This is a genomic window from Streptomyces sp. NPDC057136, assembly GCF_042670885.1.
Lineage (GTDB): Bacteria > Actinomycetota > Actinomycetes > Streptomycetales > Streptomycetaceae > Streptomyces.
Map to the genome: position 1 here is coordinate 119,922 of NZ_JBHUUV010000005.1, position 15,814 is coordinate 135,735.

15 protein-coding genes, 1 tRNA gene and 1 pseudogene are annotated in these 15,814 nt (G+C 69.1%); 3 read left to right on the forward strand and 14 right to left on the reverse strand.

The annotated features are described in order from the left end of the window. Positions 1–3 precede the first annotated feature (3 nt). The 7 genes from ACFT7S_RS08655 to ACFT7S_RS08685 all read right to left on the reverse strand — a co-directional run bounded on the left by ACFT7S_RS08655 (position 4) and on the right by ACFT7S_RS08685 (position 7,464). Positions 4–2,760, reverse strand: a complete 2,757-nt coding sequence (locus ACFT7S_RS08655) for a Tat pathway signal sequence domain protein (protein WP_382728836.1) — start codon at positions 2,758–2,760, stop codon at positions 4–6. Between the two features lie 81 nt (positions 2,761–2,841). Continuing rightward, a complete protein-coding gene (locus tag ACFT7S_RS08660; RefSeq protein ID WP_382728839.1) occupies positions 2,842–3,435 on the reverse strand; it encodes a hypothetical protein in 594 nt (197 codons plus the stop codon). Positions 3,436–3,443: 8 nt separating this feature from the next. Next, a complete protein-coding gene (locus ACFT7S_RS08665; protein ID WP_382728842.1) occupies positions 3,444–4,304 on the reverse strand; it encodes a carbohydrate ABC transporter permease in 861 nt (286 codons plus the stop codon). Further along, positions 4,301–5,290 (reverse strand): carbohydrate ABC transporter permease, encoded by a 990-nt coding sequence (locus tag ACFT7S_RS08670; RefSeq protein ID WP_382728844.1) that lies wholly within the window; start codon positions 5,288–5,290, stop codon positions 4,301–4,303. The genes ACFT7S_RS08665 and ACFT7S_RS08670 overlap by 4 nt, the downstream gene beginning before the upstream one ends. Continuing rightward, entirely contained in the window at positions 5,290–6,561 is a 1,272-nt protein-coding gene (locus ACFT7S_RS08675) for an ABC transporter substrate-binding protein (protein WP_382728847.1), read from the reverse strand. The genes ACFT7S_RS08670 and ACFT7S_RS08675 overlap by 1 nt, the downstream gene beginning before the upstream one ends. 315 nt (positions 6,562–6,876) lie before the next feature. Then, positions 6,877–6,948 (reverse strand) — tRNA-Val (locus ACFT7S_RS08680). A gap of 63 nt (positions 6,949–7,011) precedes the next feature. Beyond that, complete coding sequence (locus ACFT7S_RS08685) at positions 7,012–7,464, reverse strand: TIGR02611 family protein (protein WP_382728850.1); 453 nt, start codon at positions 7,462–7,464, stop codon at positions 7,012–7,014. 190 nt (positions 7,465–7,654) lie between these two features. Here ACFT7S_RS08685 and ACFT7S_RS08690 point away from each other — a divergent pair, with 190 nt between their 5' ends. Together ACFT7S_RS08690 and ACFT7S_RS08695 are read left to right on the forward strand one after the other, a co-directional pair. After that, positions 7,655–8,068: an SsgA family sporulation/cell division regulator gene (locus ACFT7S_RS08690; protein ID WP_003959770.1), complete on the forward strand. Its 414-nt coding sequence runs from the start codon at positions 7,655–7,657 to the stop codon at positions 8,066–8,068. 374 nt (positions 8,069–8,442) lie between these two features. Further along, positions 8,443–9,015: a CGNR zinc finger domain-containing protein gene (locus tag ACFT7S_RS08695; protein ID WP_382728853.1), complete on the forward strand. Its 573-nt coding sequence runs from the start codon at positions 8,443–8,445 to the stop codon at positions 9,013–9,015. 91 nt (positions 9,016–9,106) lie between these two features. On the opposite strand, the gene ACFT7S_RS08700 is transcribed toward ACFT7S_RS08695, so the two are convergent. The 4 genes and pseudogenes from ACFT7S_RS08700 to ACFT7S_RS08715 form a co-directional block, all read right to left on the reverse strand. Next, a complete protein-coding gene (locus tag ACFT7S_RS08700) occupies positions 9,107–9,262 on the reverse strand; it encodes a hypothetical protein (RefSeq protein ID WP_382728856.1) in 156 nt (51 codons plus the stop codon). Between the two features lie 612 nt (positions 9,263–9,874). After that, positions 9,875–10,425 (reverse strand): annotated as a pseudogene (locus ACFT7S_RS08705) (acetylxylan esterase); the annotation flags it as partial. Between the two features lie 41 nt (positions 10,426–10,466). After that, positions 10,467–11,474 (reverse strand): LacI family DNA-binding transcriptional regulator, encoded by a 1,008-nt coding sequence (locus tag ACFT7S_RS08710; protein ID WP_382728859.1) that lies wholly within the window; start codon positions 11,472–11,474, stop codon positions 10,467–10,469. A gap of 317 nt (positions 11,475–11,791) precedes the next feature. Then, a complete protein-coding gene (locus ACFT7S_RS08715) occupies positions 11,792–12,241 on the reverse strand; it encodes a hypothetical protein (RefSeq protein ID WP_382728862.1) in 450 nt (149 codons plus the stop codon). Positions 12,242–12,395: 154 nt separating this feature from the next. Between ACFT7S_RS08715 and ACFT7S_RS08720 the strand changes: the two genes are divergently transcribed. After that, entirely contained in the window at positions 12,396–12,911 is a 516-nt protein-coding gene (locus ACFT7S_RS08720; protein WP_382728864.1) for a DsbA family protein, read from the forward strand. 32 nt (positions 12,912–12,943) lie between these two features. On the opposite strand, the gene ACFT7S_RS08725 is transcribed toward ACFT7S_RS08720, so the two are convergent. The 3 genes from ACFT7S_RS08725 to ACFT7S_RS08735 are packed head-to-tail and all read right to left on the reverse strand — an operon-like array spanning position 12,944 to position 15,686. Continuing rightward, complete coding sequence (locus ACFT7S_RS08725; protein WP_382728867.1) at positions 12,944–13,780, reverse strand: GNAT family N-acetyltransferase; 837 nt, start codon at positions 13,778–13,780, stop codon at positions 12,944–12,946. A gap of 50 nt (positions 13,781–13,830) precedes the next feature. Then, complete coding sequence (locus ACFT7S_RS08730) at positions 13,831–14,652, reverse strand: aminotransferase class IV (protein WP_382728870.1); 822 nt, start codon at positions 14,650–14,652, stop codon at positions 13,831–13,833. Next, positions 14,649–15,686: a chorismate-binding protein gene (locus ACFT7S_RS08735; protein ID WP_382729220.1), complete on the reverse strand. Its 1,038-nt coding sequence runs from the start codon at positions 15,684–15,686 to the stop codon at positions 14,649–14,651. The genes ACFT7S_RS08730 and ACFT7S_RS08735 overlap by 4 nt, the downstream gene beginning before the upstream one ends. Positions 15,687–15,814 lie beyond the last annotated feature (128 nt).

The window sequence follows — 15,814 nt, forward strand, 5'->3', positions numbered from 1 at the left end:
GTCTCAGGACGGCATGCGGTCGCCGAGGAGGGCGAGGTTCTCGATGGCGGCGATTCCGTAGAGCGCGGTGTCGTTGGTGTAGACCCAACTGGCCTCGCTGCCGGGCACGGTGGTGACGGGGCCGGTGAGCTTCTCGGTCTTCCAGGGGGCGGATTCGCGGTATCCGTCGCTGTTGTAGAACTTCTCCCAGGCACGGGCGGCGAGTTTCTCGTCGCCCGTCTGCACGGCGGCGTACGCGTCGAGCCGTGAGTGACCCTGGAAGAGGAGCAGGCTGCCGAAGTTGGAGCCGTAGCGCGCGGCCTGTTCCGCCTTGGTGGCGTTGAAGTACCGGCAGTAGTCCAGGTAGGCGCTCTTGAACTCCGGCATGTCGACGAGGTCGATGAGTTCGGCGCACAGTTCGCCCAGGCCGAAGACCGCGGAGAGGTGCGAGACGCCGACGGCGGGCTTCTCGGCGATCGCGAACCTCCCGGTGTCGAGGTCGTAGAGGCCGGTGCCCTGGACGAATCCGTTGGGCTGGGCCGCGATGGTCTCCATGGTGGCGAGGACTCGGGCCCTGGCCTTGTCGGCCTGCGGACCGCCGCGTTCCCATTCGGTGAGCCAGGCGGAGACCAGTCCGCTCCAGTCGGTTCCGAAGCCCACCGAGAGGGCGTGCCGGTCGGGGGTGTAGGGCTCGGTACGGATCTTGCGGATCGGGTCGAGGATGAGGAAGGTCTCGTCGGAGTCGACGTTGGCGCGCATCAGGTCGCCCACGCGTTCGTCGGCGGTGAGGAAGTAGTAGATGCGCCGGTAGGTGGTGTTGGCGATGCGCTGCTGCTTGGCACTGTCGGCGTAGTGCTGGATGCCGTGCCGGGTGCCGAGTCCGGCCCATTGGCCGAGGTGGTAGACGTCGACCTCTCCGGTGTGGCGGGTCATGGCCTCGGCGAAGCGGAAGATGTCGGCGCGGCCGGAGCGCAGGTAGGCGTACCAGAGCCAGAGGTCGGGCGAGAGTTCGGAGTTGTCCCAGGCGTAGCCGCCGACGTCGTAGCGCCACTGGTGGCGGGCGGGGTCGTACGAGTGCATGACGTCGCCGTAGTCCCAGAAGCCGTACCAGCGCCGCATGTCGACCTGGTCCTTGTAGTACGTGAAGAGGAAGTCGAGGTGGTCCTCGATCTTCGCCTTGGCCGGGGTGGAACGGTCGACCGGGGCGAAGAGTCCGCCGAAGACCTTGGCCTCGATGAGCTGGGACGGCGGGGCGGCGAGCTGCGGCAGGGTGCGGACGGCCTGGGTCTGCCGGCCGAGAGCTTCGGCGCTGGGGGTGGAGTCGTGGGCCCAGAAGAGGAGTTCGCTGGTGCGGGCGATGCCGTACGGGGTGCCGAAGCCGGGCTCGTAGTCCTCGTAGGTGATGTTGAGACCTTCGAGCTGTTCGGCGTACGTGTCCTGGCCGAGGCCGTCGTGGTAGAAGCGCAGGTCCATCGGTTCGGCCTCGGGCGACCAGAGCCAGAGGGTGACTTCCGCGGCGTCGGTGTGGGCGTCGCGGATGTCGAGCTGGGCGGGGTGCTTCTCCCAGAAGTCCCGCAGCCCGAAGGAGAGTCCGCCGCTCGCGCCGCCGACGTATCCGAAACCGGAGGCACGGCGGCCGCCGCCCGCCGCGATCCAGCCGTGGCCCTTCTTCGTGCGCTTGCGCAGCGAGAAGCCGTCGGCGGAGAGCTGACTGAGGGTGTAGTCGCCCCAGGTGGGGATGAGGTGGAGGCGGCTGGTGACGCGCTGGTCCCAGGTGGCCGGGTCGGGGAGCTTCGTCCCTTCGAACTGGGCGGCCTGGACGGCGGCGCCCGGGTCGCGGCGCAGTCCTGTGATGCCCTTGACTGCCTCGCGGAGCATTCCGGTGTCGTCGCCGCCGATGCGGATGTGCCGGTCGTACGCCTCGTCGCGCATCGGGACGGTGAAGCGGACGCCGAGGCCGCGGATGAAGTCGCCGTCGGCCTTGCCGGGTTCCTGGGTGCCGTCGAAGGTGATGGTGTGCACCATGCGGAACGATTCCGCGCCCGCGTAGAAGTAGAGCCGTACGGAGAAGGGGAGCCAGGAGCGGCTGCCTCTGCGGTGCTTGCCTTCGACGCGGACGACGGCGCGGACGGGGCCGCTCTGTTCGACCTCGGTCCGGGTGATGGCGCTCTCGAAGCGTTCGTACTTCTCCTGGCCCTGGTCGCCGTCCTCGATCTCGCCCTGGCGGATCAGGACGAGCTTGCCGTCCTTGGCGATCTCGGTGGAGCCGCGGGTGAGCGAGGAGATGAGGTGGGAGCCGCTCTTCCCGATCCTGGCGGTGATCACGCCGGTGGAGACGGTGATGGTGGAGCCGGTGCTCTTGACGCCGACCTGGTGCGCCGGTGCGGCGGGTTCACCGGTGGCGAGGGTGAACTTCTTGCCGCCCGCCGCCTCGGGGCCGACGGCGTGAGCAGTCCACTTCAGGGAGCCGTCGGGCCATTTGGCGGTGGCCCAGGTCTGTACGGGGATGTCCTTGCCGTCGGCGGTCGCCAGCGCGAACTTCTGGTCGCCGGGGAACCGTCCCCTGGCCCACGGCACGCCGAAGGTGGAGCCCGGGGCGGCCCCGAGCCCGGCCTCCTCGAGCCAGCCGATCTCGACGGGACCTTCGGCGGTCTGCCCTTCGGCGGTGGTTCCCGCGGCGGCGGCCGACCGGGTGGTGTCATTCAGCACCCAGGAGAAGGGAGTCGCCGCGCCGGTGACGGCGGCGGCCTTGAGCACGGTACGACGAGGGATCGGGGACATCACGACTCCAGTTCGATCAGAAATTGGGCATGCCGGATCGCGCGTTGGTGCGTGGTGGGGGTGGTACGGAAGGTGGGCCGGTCAGCGGCCGTCGACTGCGACGGCCGCCGCCGCGAGCGCGCCGAGCGCGGGCGCGGCCAGCGGCGGTACCTGCCAGGCGGTCAGGGCGAGTGCGACGAACCCGCCGATGAGCAGCAGCGAACCGGCCGGGTCGGTCAGGGTCCGGCGGGCCGCTGTACGTACGAGCGGTGCCCAGGACGCGCCGGGCCGCCAGGCGGCGGACACGCGGAGGGCGGCGACGGCGAGTGCCAGCAGGCCGAGCACGCTGGCGGCGGCGAGCAGCCTGCCGCCCGGCAGCAGACCGGACCTGGCGACCTGCCAGTCGAAGGCGAGCAGGGCGAGCGCCACCCACCACAGCAGGGCCGCCCGCCATCCGGTGCGTACGGCTTCCCGCAGATCGGCGGCGAACTCCCGCAGCCCGCCGCGCCGGCCGTCGAGCTGCCGCCGCAGATGGGCGCAGCCCGCCGCGCACGCGGGCAGCAGGGTGATCAGCGGCAGCGCGGCAATGGTGATCCATACGCCGGTGAGCAGGCACTCGGCGAAGAGCGTGAAACGGGCGAGCTTCTCCGGGCGCCCGGCGCCTCGGACCGGGCGCTCTGCGGACCGTACGGCCATGGCGTTCCTCAGCCCTTCAACCCGGAGGTGGCCGCGCCCTCGACGAGGTAGCGCTGGAAGGCGAGGAAGAAGGCCAGTACCGGCAGGAGTGCGAGGAGGGACATGGCGATCATTCCGCCGTAGTCGGCCGCGCTGTCCTGGTCGATGAACATCTTCAGGCCCATGGAGACGGGGTACTTCTCGGGTTCGTTGAGGTAGAGGAGGGGGCCGAGGAAGTCGTTCCAGGACCAGATGAAGGTGAAGATCGCGCTGGTGATCAGGGCGGGCCGGCAGAGCGGCAGCATGATGTGCCAGTAGATCCGGGGGTGCCCGCAGCCGTCGAGCCGTGCGGCCTCGTCGAGTTCCCGGGGCAGATTCCGCATGAACTGCATCATCAGGAAGACGAAGAAGGCGTCCGTCGCCAGGTACTTGCCGAGCAGCAACGGCACATAGGTGTTGATGAGTTCCATCTTCTGGAACAGCACGTACTGCGGAATGATCAGTACGTGGTACGGCAGCAGCAGCGTGCCGATCATCAGCGAGAAGACCACGTTGCGCCCGCGGAAGGAGATCCGCGCGAAGGCGTAGGCCGCCAGCGAGCACGAGATCAGTACGCCGATGACCGAACCGAAGGCCAGTACCAGCGAGTTGACGAAGAACGTCGAGATCGGGATGTCGGCGATGCCGTCGGCGAGGCGTTCGTAGTGGGTGAACACCGGGTCGGTGGGGAAGAGTTCCAGTCCGCCGACGATGTCCTCGTTGGGCTTCAGAGAGCCCCCGATCACCCAGAACAGCGGAAACAGAACCACCATGAGCACGGCGAGCGCCCCGATGTGCCAGAGGGCCGACCGCATTCCGCGCCGCCGCCCCGGGTGGATGAGCGCGCTCATCGGGCGTCCTCCTCGTAGTGCACCCAGCGACGCTGGGACCAGAACAGCACGGCCGTGACCAGGCCGACGGTGATCAGCAGCATCCACGCCATCGCGGAGGCGTAACCCATCCGGAGGTTCGTCCAGCCCTGTTCGTACAGGTAGCAGGTGTAGACGAGTCCGGCGTCGGCCGGACCGCACTTGCTGTTGGTGACGACGTAGGCGGAGGCGAAGATCTGGAAGGAGTGGATGGTCTCCAGGAGCAGGTTGAAGAAGAGCACCGGCGAGATCATCGGCAGGGTGATGGACCGGAATCGCCGCCAGGCCCCCGCCCCGTCCACTTCCGCCGCCTCGTACAGCTCGCGCGGCACCTGCTTGAGTCCGGCCAGGAAGATCACCATGGGGGCGCCGAACTGCCAGACGGTGAGCGCGACCAGGGCGTAGATCACCATGTCCGGATCGCCGATCCAGCCGCCGACGTCGACACCGAAGATCTTCTGGGTACGGTCGACGACCGCGTCGTCGGAGAAGAGTGCGCGCCACACGATGGCGACGGAGACGCTCGCGCCGACGAGGGACGGTGCGTAGAACGCGGCGCGGTAGAAGCCCTGCCCGCGCCGGTTCTTGGTGAGCAGCAGGGCCACGCCCAGGGCTGCAGCCAGTTTCAGCGGGGTGCCGACGACCACGTACGAGGTGGTGACCTCGACGGACTTCTGCCAGCGGGCGTCGCCGAACATCTCGGTGAAGTTGTTCAGCCCCACCCACTGCGGGGTGTCGAACAGGTTGTAGTCGGTGAAGGCCAGATAGAGCGAGGCGAGCATGGGGCCGGCGGTGAGGAGGAGGAAGCCGGCGATCCACGGAGACATGAACAGATAGCCGGCGAGGGTCTCCCCGCGGGCCCGCCGCCTTGCAGCGGCGGGCCGTCGTCCGGATTTCGTGGGCTGCTCGGGGCTCTCTTCGCGCACGGGGGGCGCGGGGGCCTGGAGATCAGTCATCGCCGTTCCCATCAGGAGCCGAGTGCCGTCTTCGCCTCGGAGAAGAACTGCTTCACGCCGTCGTCGACGGACGTCGTGCCCATGACGACGTCGGTGGCGATGCGCAGGAACGCGGCCTCGGCGATGTCGGCGCCCGCCGGGTGCGGAGTGATCGGCTCGACGTTGTCGGCGACCTTCTTCTCGTACTCGGCGATCTGCGCCGAGACGCCGACCGGCTCGTACGCCTCGAACTGCTCATTCGTGGCGAGGACACCCCGGTCGTAGCCCATGACCTTGCCGACCTCGGGGTCGTGGACCATGAAGTCGATGAACTGGGCGACTTCCTTGGGGTGCTTCGTACGGGCGGAGCCGCTGAGCATCAGTGAGGAGATGTACTGCCCGGTGCGCTTGCCGTCCGTCGTGGGGATCGGGGCGAGTTCGAGCGGGACCTTGGTCTCCGAGGTGTACCGGACCAGGAAGTTGTCCCAGGTGAACTCGCCCGCGGAGAGGTCCTTGGAGAGTGCCGACGTGGGCCTGGCCTGTTCGGCCTTCTTGGGGTCGGTGAACAACCCGTCCTTGGTCCCGTCGTAGCTCTTGGTCCACCAGTCCTTGAGGTCGGCCTCGGTGAAGCCGAGCCCGTCCTCGGTGAAGAACGCCTTGTTCTGCTGACGGAGCACCAGGTCGTAGAGGTACATGATGCCGCCGTGGCCGCTGTCGCCCGCGAGCTTGTCGCCCTCGCTGATCTTCTTGATGGCGGCGTTGTACTCGTCCCAGGTCCAGCCCTCCGCGGGTGTCACGCCCACCTTCTTGTACTCGGCGGGGTTGTAGACCAGCGCGAAGGTGTTGCCGCCGACGGGTACGCCGAGGAGCTTGCCCTTGACGTCACCGGCCTTCTCCAGGCCGGCACGGAAGTTCTCCATGCTGAGGTTGCCCGCCTTGACCTGGGCATTCAGGTCGAGCAGTACGCGCTTGTCGTCGTACTTGCGCAGGAAGGCCACGGAATTCTGGAACACATCGGGGGCGTTGCCCGCCGACGCCTGGGTGTTGAACTTCTTCCAGAAGGCCTCGTAGTCCTGGAAGTCGGTCTTGACGTCGATGTCCGGGTGCTTCTTCTCGAACAGCGCGATCGTCTTGTTGATCATCTCGGCCCGCTCCTGTCCGCCCCACCAGGAGTAGCGGATCTCGACCTTGCCGTCGGCTCCCGCTCCCCCGCCGTCGCCGCCGCAACCCGAAGCCAACAGCCCCAGAACCGCTATGGACACACCAGCCGCACGCAGCCCCTGGGCACTCCGCCAAGACCTCATGACACACCCCTTCCGGGCAGACTGCACCCGCTGCCACGGTCGATTGAATCGTTTAAGAAAGCGCTTGCTGGGACAAGCTAAGGACCCGATGCCGCAACGTCAACGGTTGGGACGGAATCGCTTGAAGCGCTTCGACGAAACACCGCGGTAAGCGGGGCGCAACAACGCAGGTGGGAGCGGTCGGCACACCCCCGGAAGCCACCACACGAAGACATGCACGGGCGTCACCGCGAACAGGGGCCGCGCGGCTGCGCCGGCCCGGAAAACGCCAGAGGGCCCGTGAGACTTTTCAGTCTGACGGGCCCTCTGTCCGGGTGGGCGATACTGGGTTCGAACCAGTGACCTCTTCGGTGTGAACGAAGCGCTCTCCCACTGAGCTAATCGCCCGGGCGCACCGCAAACATTACCCCATGTCAGCGGCGCTCCAGGACCACCCCTGGAGGCCCCGGTTCACTCGCTGATCTTCCACGGCATCGTGATTCCGAACTTCCAGACATAGACCGCGACCAGCACCGCGATGATCACGAGCCCGATCGTGGTGAGGATGATGTTGCGCCGTCGCACCTTGGGATCGAGCGCCTTCTGCGCGGCCTCCGTGACCTTGCGCCTGGTCCAGCGCAGCACCAGCTGCGCCCAGACGAACTCGGTCGCCCAGATCGCCATGCCGCCGAAGATGACGAGCCACCCGGGGCCCGGCAGCGGCAGCATGACGACACCCGCCGCCACTACGGCGAGACCGACGACGAAGACGCCGACCTGCCAGCTCACGTGCAGGGCTCTCGACGCCTTGATGAAGGCAGGCGCCCGCGATCCCAGCTCCCGCTCGACCCTCACCGCGCCCCCCGTGGCGGACTCGGGGGCCTGTGCGGCGGCCCCGCTCCGCTCGTCACTCTCCGCATTCATGGTCACCAACCTACCTGAACGGACTTCGTCACCGGAATGGCCGCATAACTCAAAGTTACACACCGCCGCACGAGGGACCCGAAGAGCCACAAATGGGTCAGAGGGGTTTACAACGCCACCGTAGGTGGCATGTCGATTTCGCCGACGTGCGAATCCCCGAGCGCACACTGAGCGAAAGGCCCTGGCGCTTATGAACACCACGGTCAGCTGCGAGCTGCACCTGCGCCTCGTTGTGTCGAGCGAGTCCTCACTGCCTGTACCTGCGGGCCTGCGGTATGACACGGCCGATCCCTATGCCGTGCACGCCACCTTCCACACCGGAGCGGAGGAAACGGTCGAATGGGTATTCGCCCGCGACCTCCTTGCCGAGGGGCTGCACAGGCCCACCGGCACCGGAGACGTCCGCGTCTGGCCATCACGTAGTCACGGCCAGGGCGTCGTCTGTATCGCACTGAGCTCCCCAGAGGGCGAAGCCCTGCTCGAGGCCCCGGCAAGGGCCCTGGAGTCGTTCCTGAAGAGGACCGACGCCGCGGTTCCGCCAGGCACCGAGCATCGTCACTTCGACCTCGATACGGAGCTCTCACACATCCTGGCCGAGAGCTGAGCCAGGCCGAGAGCTGCAGGGCGCCGTCCGAACTCGGGGCGACGGCGTCACGCGGACACATACCGGCGCCGTCACCGCGGAATCCACCGCGGCGACGGCGCCGGTGCTCGTTTCCGGCCGCTCCCGCCCGGTGCGGACGCCGCCGTCACCACCGTCCCGCACCCTTGCGACCACTACCCCCTGCCCCGCGTCCGCCCAGGAAGCGGCCTATGGAGCCGCCCGCGGGGCCACCACGGGCCGCCGGACCACCCGGGCGATCAACTTTGGCCGCCCCGGGCCCCCGGGCCTGCTCCGGGCCGGATGAGCCCTTCGCGAGCCAGTAGAGTCAGCCGCCATCGGCGGGCGCCCGCCCGCCGGATTCCAGGGAGCGAAGCGTGCTGATCCCACACGACACCCGGATCGCCCTCGACACGGTGGTCGACCTGGTGAACACCGCACCGGAGTCCGAGCTGCCCGCGAGCGAGCAGACCGACGGACTCGCCGACGTCGAGGCGCTGTACGACTTCGCGGAGCGGCATCTCATCAGCGGCGTCGACGAGCTCGCCGAGAAGGATCTGCGGGCCGTACAGGACGTACGCGACCGGTTCGCGGAGATCTTCGCGGCGCCCGACGCCCGTACCGCGGCCGATCTCGTCAACCGGCTGGTGGCCGCCGCGGGGACCACCCCGCAGCTCAGCGACCACGACGGCTACGACTGGCATGTCCACTACTTCGCCCCGGACGCCTCGATCGCCGACCACCTCGGGGCCGACTGCGGCATGGCCCTGGCGTACATCGTCGTGGCGGGCGAGCAGGAGCGGCTGCGGCGCTGCGAGGCACCGGATTGTCGGCGCGCCTTCGTCGATCTGTCCCGCAACCGCTCCCGCCGCTACTGCTCCAGCCGCACCTGCGGTAACCGGCTCCATGTCGCCGCGTACCGGGCCCGGCGCAAGGAAGCGTCCCTCTGACGTTCACCGCACCGGAGCACCGTGCGCGGGGGCGCCCGCCTCGGTGCGGCCGACCCCGGCGGCGGGGCCGGCCGGGGTGTCACCCGGCAGCTCACAGCAGGAAGAGATCGTGCAGCGCGGCCATCAGCAACAGGCCGCCGATCACCGTGAGGAAGATCATCAGGGGCGGCTGGGAAAGCGCGAAGAGGCAGCCACGCGACTCTTCGGCAGGGGGTGCGGGGGCTTCGCCCCGGGATGTGTCCACCATCTCGGGTTGATCATGACGTAGTTGACCCCTCGTCCGCGATCAACACGCTTTTCCCGGAAGAGAGTTCTCCCCTTCCGTGGCCGAGAAAAATCGCTCCGGCGTCCGATCCACCCTCACACATTCGGAACGTCGGCTTTTGCCGCCGCTCCCCCGCCGGCTCAGGCGAGTTCCCGCAACGTGCGTAGCTGGACGGCCACTTGGGCCGATGAACCGCCCTCGTGCTTGTACCAGGGGTGCATAACTGCTGCGCGTGCACATCATTTTGGCACATATGCGCATGATTGGGTGAACAGTGTGACGATCCGGGGGTATGCCCGGTGGTGCATGTGTAGCGTGCTCTATGCGACTTGGGACGCCGGGCGTGGTGTCAGCGGTCGGGTCCCCCGTTCCACCAGCGAGATGGTTCGGGGCCTCCCCGTCGCCTTTGGTCACACCCACATGGCCAGGTCGTAGGAATTCCGCCCACCTGGGACGGAGCGCATACGGGATATGCGTCGCCGCCCAGGACGCGAAAGCGGAGGACCAGCGCGCACAAGACCGTTCGGGGCGTGCCCAGTGAGACTGGCTCACCCCCTGCTCACTGCACAGGAACGGTAGACCTGGATCTCCTTCCGCCCAGTGGTCGTAAGCGGCGAAGACCGTGGACGGCGGGCAGATCGTGCCCATCAGCGCCAGCGAGTACAGCGCGCGGGCGGTGGCACGGGCCGCGAAGCTCATGCCGTCGAAGTACGAGAGCGTGCGGAAGGCTCGGCCGTGCCGTGCCGTGCCGTGCTGGGTGGAGAGGAAGCGGACGATCTCCCGTAGGAGTCCTGGTCGGTGATCTCGACGGCCCGCCTGAAGTGACTGAGGAAAGGGACGTCCACACCGATGCGCGCCGGGTCGACGGACAGATGCGTACGGGCGGCCTCGACGGCCTGTACGGCATCGGTGAACACCCGCCGGCAGTAGGAGTCGTCGGGGCCGAGAATGCCCCTGCTCATAAAGCCGGGCGACTGCGGGTCGGCGGTGGCACCCGGGGTACGGCCGGTGACGGCTCCCTGGTCCCGCGTATCGACCACGAGGACCGCCCAGCCGCCCGCGGGCCAGGTCAGATGCTCGTGGGGCAGGCCGCGGCCACCGCCGTAACCCCGGTAATGGACCACGCCCGGGAGCGGCTCCCGGGCGAAAGGAAGGTGGGGACGGGGGAGGGGGTCCGACAGACGGGTCAGCGCGGGGCGGCGCTGGAGGCGCGCACGACGAGTTCCGGCTGGAGCACCACGCTGCGGTGTTCGTGGCTGCCGTCGTCGTCCGCCTCCTCCAGCAGGAGTTCCGCCGCCATCCGTCCCATCACCACGGCGGGCTGACGCACCGATGTGAGCGGTACGGCCGCGGCGGCAGCGAACTCGATGTCGTCGTAGCCGACGATGGCCACGTCCTGCGGGACGCGCACCCCGGCCGCGTACAGCGACTGCAGGACGCCCAGGGCAAGGAGGTCGTTGGCGCAGAAGACTGCGGTCGGCCGGGGCACGAGGCCGAGCAGCCTGGCTCCCGCGTCGCGGCCCGCGGCGACGTCGAGGCGGTCGGACGGGATCTCGACGAGGGCCTCCGGCGGGAGTCCGGCCTCGGCGAGCGCGGCCAGCGCGCCCTCGCGGCGGTCCCGTATCTGGTGGAGGTCGCCGGTGCCGCTCACATAGGCGACGGAGCGATGGCCGGCCGAGACGAGGTGCCCGACGGCGAGTGTGCCGCCGCGGACGTCGTCGACGGAGACGGCGCAGGACTCCCCGCCGAAGGACACGCGGTCCACCAGCACGAACGGAATCCGGTGGCGGCTGAACGCCTCCAGATTGCGGCCCGTGGCGTCGGCCGGCGTGACCAGCACTCCGCAGACCCGCTGCTCGGCGAAGAGTCCGAGGTAGTCGGCCTCCTCGGTGGGGCTCTGGTCGCTGTTGCACACCATGACCCCGAGTCCGGCCTGTCGTGCGGCCCGCTCGGCACCGCGGGCCACGTCCACGAAGAACGGGTTGCCCATGTCGAGGACGAGCAGCGCCATGATCCGGCTCCGGCCGGCCCTGAGCTGCCGGGCCGACTCGCTGCGTACGTACCCGAGGTCCTCGATGGCGGCCAGCACCCGGGCACGGGTGTCCGGCAGCACCGCCTCGGGCCGGTTGATCACATTGGAGACCGTACCCACCGAGACTCCGGCCTGCCGGGCCACGTCCTTGATCCCTGCCACACGCCCCACTTGCCCTGCCCCACTGACGCTCCTGGCCGCCGCGCACGGGCGCGGGGACTCCCCCATCGTACGGACGGTGATACCGGGTATTCCGTCATCCTCACCCATATCCGGTGTCCCAACCAGCACCCGTACGCGCCCTCGCGCGTCGACGCGCTTCGACGTACGGGACGGCTGCCGGCCGACTGACGGCACCGAATGAATTGTTTCAATTCGATCGGGACGGTAACCCCATCGATGCAGGGCGTCAAGGCGTCATGAATCGATTCACGACCTGGTCACGATTCCGGTCGTGATTCCGGGCACGGGCCCGACGCTCAGAGCCCGTGCTTCTTCAGGATGGCCTCGATGTCACTGAAGTCGTCGCCGGGTGCCGCCGCCTTCTCCTTCTTCGGCTTCGACCGGGGGCGCTCCGCCGGAATGCCCGACGTCAGCGGGGGCGCCGCCCCGGCGGGCGCGATCGCCTCGTTCTGTGCCGCACGGGCCGCCTTGCGTTCCTCACGGGTGGTGCCGCGTCGGCGCTCCACCGCTCGCGCGGTCATGAAGAGCAGCCAGGCAAGACCGAGCACCCCGAAGCCGAGCCAGACGCTCGGCTTGAAGGCGATACCGGACACCCACTCGACGACGCCGGTCATCACCAGGCCGATCGGTACGAGCGAGTAGGCGGCGATCCGGGTGGCCGCGAGGAATCGCTTGCGGTACGCGGTGACCGCGGCGATGCCCAGGCCCGCCGCCGACGCCGCGGAACAAATGGTCTCGGCAAGCATCGGGGCCTCCAAGGCATGGGGAAACGTCCCTTCCATCCTGCACCGCCGCCCGCGCCGGGGCCACGGCCTACGGCCACATCAGGGACATTTCAGGGCCGCGCTCCTCCCCAGGTCCCGATTGGGAAGCTCCCTCCCGGCCTGAAAGACTGATTTCATGAGCGAATCCACACCCGCGGCCCCGGTCGTCCTCGACATCTGGTGCGACCTCCAGTGTCCCGACTGCCACCAGGCCCTCACCGATGTACACGCCCTGCGCGCCCGCTACGGCGACCGGCTCGACGTACGACTGCGGCACTTCCCGCTGGAGAAGAACAAGCACGCCTACGCCGCCGCGCAGGCCTCCGAGGAGGCGTACGTACAGGGCAGGAGCTGGCCGTACATCGAGGCCCTGCTCGCCCGTACCGCAGACCTGTCCCGCGCGGGTGAGTCCGTCCTCCTCGACGTGGCACGCGAACTCGGCCTGGATGCCGAAGAGTTCGACACGGCCCTGATCGACGGCCGGCATCTCCTGATCGTCGACGCCGATCAGGCCGAGGGCAAGGCCATCGGTGTGACCGGGACTCCGACGTATGTGATCGGCGACGAGCGGCTGGACGGCGGCAAGAGCCAGGAAGGACTCCGCGAGCGGATCGAGGAGATCGCCGACCGGCTGCTCGCCGCGCAGGGCTGACGGCCGGATCACCGCGGTGCCGGCCGGGCCGTCTACAGCGGCTTGGCCAGGTTGTGGTTCGTCGTCGCGTAGCCGAGGGACTCGTACAGCCGGAGCGCCGGTGTGTTGGCCGCGAAGACATGCAGTCCGAGCCGGTCCACGCCGGCGGCCAGCGCCATGCCTTCGGCCTCCAGCATCAGCGCCCGGCCGTAGCCGCGCCCCCGGTACTCCTCGCGTACCTCTACGTCGTAGACCCAGCCGATCCACGAGCCGGGGGCCTTCTCGTACCGTGCCACCCAGATGTGGCCGACCGCTTCCCCGTCGTGGATCAGGACATGCAGGCGCACGCCCTCCGAGGACAGGCCGTCCGGCAGCAGCCGGGCGTGGTCGGTCTCGGACTTCTGCATGGCCTGGTCGGCAGGGACGCCGCGGTCGATCCAGCCCTGGGCGTAGACGGTGATGGCGGTGCCCTCCCACCGCCTGAACTCCTCCTCGGACATCGAGCGCGCGGCGAGCCCGCCGGGCAGTGCGGGAGGGTCCTGCGGCAGCGACTTGATCATGTTCCGGCTGCGCTCCGTGTAGCCGAGCGCGGCCGCCAGCCGCTGGGAGGCCTCGTTGTCCGCGGGGGTTTCCAGGCGGACCTGGACGCAGCCCCACCCCCTCAGCACCTCCTCGGCGGCGAGCGCGGCGATGGTGCCACGGCCCCGCCTCCGGTGCGAGGCGTCGATCCGCAGCGAGCGGAGCACTCCTGCCGTCGCGCCGAACGCCGGGTCGGTGGCGATCTCCACGGCGCCGACGGGACGCCCGTTGTCACACACGTCGTAGGCGCGTTCCCGTGCGCCGTCGGCGCTTTGCTTGCTCGGCCCGGTCGGCCGCAGGGTGGTGGTCATCAGAGGTGTTCTATCCGCTGTACGGCGGCCCGTCACCCGTTTTTACGGCTTTACGGGTCGAGGTCGTCCCCCGCGCGCTCCTCGAAGACGCGCATGGCCTTCGCGGTCACCTGACCGGGGGCGCCGGGGAGCTCCCGCGCGTCGACTCGGTGAACGGCCTGGATGTCGCGCGTGGTGGAGGTCAGGAAGATCTCCTCGGCGCGATCGAGCACGTCCGGCGACAGCTCGGTCTCCAGTGCTCCGGTCCATTCCACGGCCAGGGCGCGGGTGATCCCGGCGAGGCAGCCCGAGGCGAGCGGCGGAGTGTGGATCTGTCCGTCGAGGACCACGAAGACGTTGGAGCCGGTGCCCTCGCAGAGCTGTCCTGCCGTATTGGCGAAGAGTGCCTCGGAGGCTCCCTGGCCGTGGGCACGGGCGAGTGCGACGACGTTCTCGGCGTACGAGGTGGTCTTGAGCCCGGCGACCGCGCTGTGTTCGTTGCGCGTCCAGGGCACGGTGATCACGGCCGTGGAGTCGGGGCGGCGGCCCACCTCGCCCAGGGCGACGACGAGACCGGGTCCGTTGTCGCCGCGGTCCGAACCCAGCGGTGAGATCCCGCCGGTGAACGTGATGCGCAGCCGGCCGAGCGGCAGGGGCATGGCGTCGATCACTGACCGGGCGGCACGGCGGATCTCGTCGTGGTCCGGGTCCGGGAGGCCGAGGCCCCTGGCCGAACGGGTCAGCCGGTCCAGGTGCCGGGTCAGGGCGAAGGGCCGGCCCTCGACGGTCTTGACCGTCTCGAAGACACCGTCCCCGACGGTGAGCCCGTGGTCGAGCACGGACACCCGTGCGTCATCGGCGTCGCGCAGCTCGCCGTTGACCCAAATCATCATGGTGCGGTCCTTCCGGTCTCCTCGTAGGTGCCCGACGCTACAGCGAGCAGCCGCGAGGCCTTCAGTTCGGTCTCGTCCCATTCGCGCTCCGGGTCGGAGCCCCAGGTGATGCCTGCTCCGGTGCCGAAGCGGAGGACCGGGGCAGCGCCGGTGCGGTCGATCCAGAACGTCCGTATCCCGACGGCGAGGCCGGCGGTGGCGCGGTCGGCGTCCACCCAGCCGATCCCTCCGCAGTACGGTCCCCGCGGCAAGGTCTCCAGGGCCTCGATGATCCGAAGCGCGCTGGACTTCGGTGCCCCGGTGACGGAGCCGGGCGGGAACGTCGCCGCGAGCAGGTCCTGCCACCCCGCGCCGTCCGCCAGCTGTCCGCGCACGGTGGAGACGAGGTGGACGAGGCCGGGGTGCTTCTCCACCACGCAGAGATCGGGCACGGTGACGCTCCCGGTCGCGCAGACCCGTCCGAGGTCGTTCCGGACCAGGTCGACGATCATCACGTTCTCCGCGTGGTCCTTCTCCAGCAGATCGCCCTCGGTGCGTCCCGTGCCCTTGATCGGTCCGGACTCGACTGTCCGGCCGTCCCGCTTCAGGAAGAGCTCGGGGGACGCGGTGGCGATCTCGACGCCCTGCGCGGGCAGCCGGATCGTTCCTGCGTACGGAGCGGGGTTGCCGCGTGCGAGCAGCGCGGTGAGGGCGTCCACATCGCTCTCCACCGCGTCGGGCAGGGGCGCGGACATCACCCGGCACAGGTTGGCCTGGTACACCTCACCTGCCGCGATGTGTTCACGGATGCGCCGCACACCGGCCATGTAGGCGGCCTTGTCCAGGGACGAGAACCAGTCCCCGACAGCGGGTCCGCGCCAGGCCCCGGGCAGGGGCGCGGGCACCTGCTCGGTCCGTACGTCGGAGAAGCGGGCGCAGACGAGACCGCCTTCGAAATCGGCGCAGACGGCCCAGAAGCCGGAGGAGTCGAGGGCCGCGGGATCACTGGTCACATCCCGCAGACCGGAGGCGACGAGGCCGCCGAAGCGGGCCATGGGAGCGAGGTCGTACACGCTGGTGAGTCTAGGGCGGCACGCCGTGACCTGCGTCGGGGCGAGTGCACCTCGGCAAGCTGCGCAAACGCGTTTTTGTACTGGCCCGGGAATCCGCTAGAGTTCAACAC